The 4169-nt window shown below is 73.6% G+C and carries 4 protein-coding genes; all 4 read right to left on the bottom strand.

Annotation, left to right across the window (positions count from 1 at the left end):
• Window positions 1-414 (bottom strand): acylphosphatase (locus AEQ27_RS18655; RefSeq protein WP_152970093.1); only part of this gene is annotated, 414 nt, incomplete at its 3' end.
• A gap of 130 nt (window positions 415-544) precedes the next feature.
• Entirely contained in the window at window positions 545-1531 is a 987-nt protein-coding gene (locus tag AEQ27_RS02315; protein ID WP_054145222.1) for an aldo/keto reductase, read from the bottom strand.
• 140 nt (window positions 1532-1671) lie between these two features.
• A complete protein-coding gene (locus AEQ27_RS02320) occupies window positions 1672-3690 on the bottom strand; it encodes a hypothetical protein (RefSeq protein ID WP_161805454.1) in 2019 nt (672 codons plus the stop codon).
• Window positions 3691-3873: 183 nt separating this feature from the next.
• The gene (locus AEQ27_RS17965; protein WP_167599047.1) at window positions 3874-4011 is read right to left on the bottom strand and encodes a hypothetical protein; all 138 of its coding nucleotides are present in this window, start codon (window positions 4009-4011) and stop codon (window positions 3874-3876) included.
• Window positions 4012-4169: the final 158 nt, after the last annotated feature.

Genomic DNA, 4169 nt, shown 5'->3' on the forward strand with positions numbered 1-4169 from the left:
GGCTCGGGGCGGGCGGGGCACCAGGGGCGCGGGCGCGCCCGGTCCGGGCACTCCACGCTGTCGGGTGTGTGTGAGCGTCCGGGTCGGGTCTTCTCGTCTCCGGCGACCGGCTTCCCGTCCGTGTCCGCCCCGGGCCCAGTGGCGGCTGCTGACCTCGCTCTCGCCCACGGGGGCGAGCTCGCTCACGTCGACCCGGTCGACCCGGGCCCCGCGGGGTCCCTCGTCGAGCCACTCGAGCAGCAGCGCCACCCGGTCGGGCCGTCCCTCGACCTCGACCTCGACCGTCCCGTCGGGCAGGTTGCGGACGAAGCCGCCGACGTCCAGTCGGTCCGCCTCGCCCTCGGTCGAGAAACGGAAACCCACGCCCTGCACCGAGCCGTGCACGAGGGCCCGGCGTCTGATCACGTCGTCCATCGCTCGACCGTACCCGCGCCTCCTCGGCCTGGCCCTCACGCGCTACGAGATCGCCCCCCAACCGCCGAGTGGACGGAACACCACGCGTCGCCGCGGTGTCCCGTCCACTCGACGGTGTGGTGCCGGTGGCCTACTTGTCGACCGTCGACATGTCGGCGTAGCGGGCGCCCTTCGGCGCGGCCACGTCGTCGAGCTGGTACATCTGCTCGGCGTCGAGCACGACGTCGTCGGCCGCGACGTTCTCGTCGAGGTAGGCGCGGCGCTTCGTGCCCGGGATGGGCACGATGCCCTCGCCCTTGGCGAGCAGCCAGGCGAGTGCGACCTGACCGGGCGTGGCTCCGACGGCCCGGGCGACCTCGTCGACCTGCTGCACGATGCGGATGTTCGCCTGCAGGTTGTCGCCCGAGAAACGGGGCGCGAACCGGCGGAAGTCGTCCTCGGCGAGCTCGTCGACCGAGCGGATGGTGCCGGTGAGGAACCCGCGACCGAGCGGCGAGTAGGGCACGAAGCCGATGCCGAGCTCGCGGACGGTCGGCAGGATCTCGGCTTCGGGCTCGCGACTCCACAGCGACCACTCGGTCTGCAGGGCGGTGATCGGGTGCGTGGCGTGGGCGCGGCGGATCGTCTCGGGTGCGGCCTCGGACAATCCGAGGAACCTCACCTTGCCGGCCGTCACGAGTTCGCCCATCGCGCCGACGGTCTCCTCGATCGGCACCTGCGGGTCGACCCGGTGCTGGTAGTAGAGGTCGATGTGGTCGATGCCGAGACGCTGCAGCGACCCGTCGACCGAGCGGCGGCCGTACTCGGGCCGACCGTCGACCGTGCGCTCGGCACGCGCCTCGGGGGCGGTGACGTTGCCGACCTTCGTCGCGGCGACGGCCCGGTCGCGGCGGCCCTTGAGAGCGCGTCGGAGCAGCTGTTCGTTCGTGTGCGGGCCGTACATGTCGGCGGTGTCGAGCAGGGTGACGCCGACGTCGAGCGCCCGGTGGATCACGCGCACCGACTCGTCGTCGTCGGTGCTGTTGCCGGTGTAGAAGGCGGACATGCCCATCAGGCCGAGGCCGAGACGGCCGACGTCGAGTCCGCCGTCGACCTGGCCGAGTGTGGTGTTCTTCATGGCTCCGAGCCAACTCCCTCGCACCCGGCGACGGCCCAGGCCCGGTGCGCGGCCCGGCGGACCGCAGGAGGCGCGGTGCCCGTCGGACGGACACCGCGCCTCCTCGGCCTGCCGGGTTCAGGACCCGGCGCCCGCCGCCGTCAGCGGCGCTCCACCCGGCGCCGGACGACGGCCGAGCCGGTGACGAGGGCGAGGCCCAGGGCCAGCGCGGCGGCGCCGAGGCCGAGCGGCAGGCCGGGCTCGCTGCCCGTGTAGGCGAGTGGTCGGCCCGAGTCGCCGCTACCCGATCCGCCCGTGCCGGGCCCACCGGCCGCGGGCACGACGGGTGCCGGTGACACGGTGGGGTCGGGGCTCGGGTCGGGGTCGGGCGCGGGCGTCACGACGGGAGGCGCGGCGAGGGTGATCGTCGGCACGGTGCCGTCGGCGAACGGTGCGGCGAAGGTGCCGACGACGTCACCGTCGAGCACGATCGCGTAGTCCGTCCCGGGGACGAGCGCCTCGGCGCGGTAGAGGCCGGCCGCGTCGGTGGTCGGGGTGGCGACGGGCTCGGGCTCGGCGGCGTCGGCCTCGATCACCTGCAGCGGCAGGCCCCCGGCGGGGGTGCCGTCGGCGTTCACGACCGCGCCCTCGACGTCGACCGTGTCGGGAGCGGCGGTCTGCACGGGCGGGGTGGTCCCGCTCGTCGCGGGTGCGGTGATCGTGACGGCCGAGTCGACGTCCTCGTCCAGGATCACCTCGTACTGCTCACCCGGGGTCAGGCCGTCGGCCGGGAACGAGCCGCCCGCGCCGGTCTCGACGCTCGCCACGGGCGTGGTCTCGCCGACCGGCACGATGTCGACCGTCGACCCGGTCGCGGGTGCCGAGCCGTCGGGGTTCACGATGCTCGTGGTGATCTCGACGGTCGGGTCGAGCGTGATCGAAGCGCCCGAGGCCGTGGTGACCGGACTCCGGGCGATGCCCGTGACCTCGTCGACCACGTCGTACTCCGCGGCGGGATCGAGCCCCTCGAAGGTGATCGAGCCGTCGGTGCCGGTCGTCCCGGATGCGACCGGGTCGATCTGGCCGGGCACGACGATGCTCACCGGACGGTCGGCGACGGGCGTGCCGTCGGCCTGCACGACCGTGACCGTGAGGGGAGCGGTGTCGACCGGGGCCACGGCACCCGTGAAGGCGAAGTCGAGGCCGGGGGAGTCGTCGCCGGTCACGGTGAAGGATCGGGCGGGCAGGTCGGTGGCACCGTCGGGCGTCGTGACGTCGACCTCGTAGGGCGTGCCCGAGACGAGGCCGGGGACCGACCAGGTGCCGTCGGGGCCGACCGTCGTCGTGGTCCCGACGACCTCACCGGTCGCCGGGTCGACCACCGTCACGACCGCCCCGGGGTAGGCCGTGCCGTCGTTCGTCACCGTGCCGCTCGCCGTGAACGTCTTGGTCACGAACCACGTCTGGTACACCGGGAACCCGGCCCGCTGCTGATACGTGAAGGTCAGCGTCGAGAGCGGCACGGTCGGGCTGAACCAGGCGCTCGCACCCTCGGTGTCGGCCGCGGTCGCGTTGCCGGTCAGAACGCCCGAGCCGGCGTTCCACGAGGGCACGTCGCGCAGCCCGGCGGCGTCGCCCGACGGCGACGGGCCGCCGGTCGCGGTGCGGCAGGAGTTGTAGGTGCTCCGGAAACCGAGGGCGCTCGCGGGCACGGCCGCGCCGGCGGCGTCGGTGGCCGAGACGGTCACCTGGTCGGCGTCGACGTCGCCGAGCACGAACGACCAGTCGCTCGTGGGCGTGGCCCGGTCGAAGGGGTAGGTCGTGACCGAGGCGGCGGCAGCCGTCGGGGAATCCTGGGCGGGACGCAGGTTGAGGTAGGGGCGACCGCGGCTCGAGTCGTACTCGGCGCCGACCGGCGTGCCCGTGCCCTGCCAGGTGCTCGACCCGCTGGGGATGGTGGCCTGGCGTGAGGTCGACGTGAACGTCGCCTGGGGGAAGTCGCCGGGCAGTGTCATCGTGCCCGTGTACGCCCGAGCCGTCCCGTCGACGGTGAAGTCGGCCCAGCCGACCGTTCCGGGGCCCGCGGCGGACGCACCCGTCGCACCACCGAGTGCCAGGGCACCGGCCAGGACGACCGTCACCCCCGCCGCCGCCCACGTCCTGACACGCCTGTCGACCATGTTGTCGTCCCTCCGGGCCCCCGCCTGATCGGGGGCCACGAGGTCGAGGTTATTTCAGGTCTGCGTCGCGTCACAAACCGGTACGGCTCGAGGCGTCGTCACGGGCCGGGACGACGACGGGGCGCCGCCTCGCGACCGGGATGCCCGGTGCGGAGGTCGGCGCCCCGTCGGGGACGTCGCGCGTCAGCGCTTCTTGACGTTCGAGACGATGTCCTCCGAGTGGCTGCCCGTCGCTCCCTTGGCCTTCTTGTCGGCGCGCTTCTCCTTCAAGGAGCGCACGGCGACCTTCGCGGTGGTCTTCTTCGCTGATTTCTCTGCCATGGTGGTGCCTCCGTCGCGGACCCAGATGATCCGGTCCGCCCGAGGCTACGGTGCCGCGGCCCCGGTGTCTGTAGTGGCGACCATCTTCACGGCTCCTACACTGCCCAGTGGCCCGATCCGCCTCGCCCGAGGCGGTCGAGCCCGCCCCACACCCGCCG

Source organism: Frigoribacterium sp. RIT-PI-h (genome assembly GCF_001297205.1).
GTDB lineage: Bacteria > Actinomycetota > Actinomycetes > Actinomycetales > Microbacteriaceae > Frigoribacterium.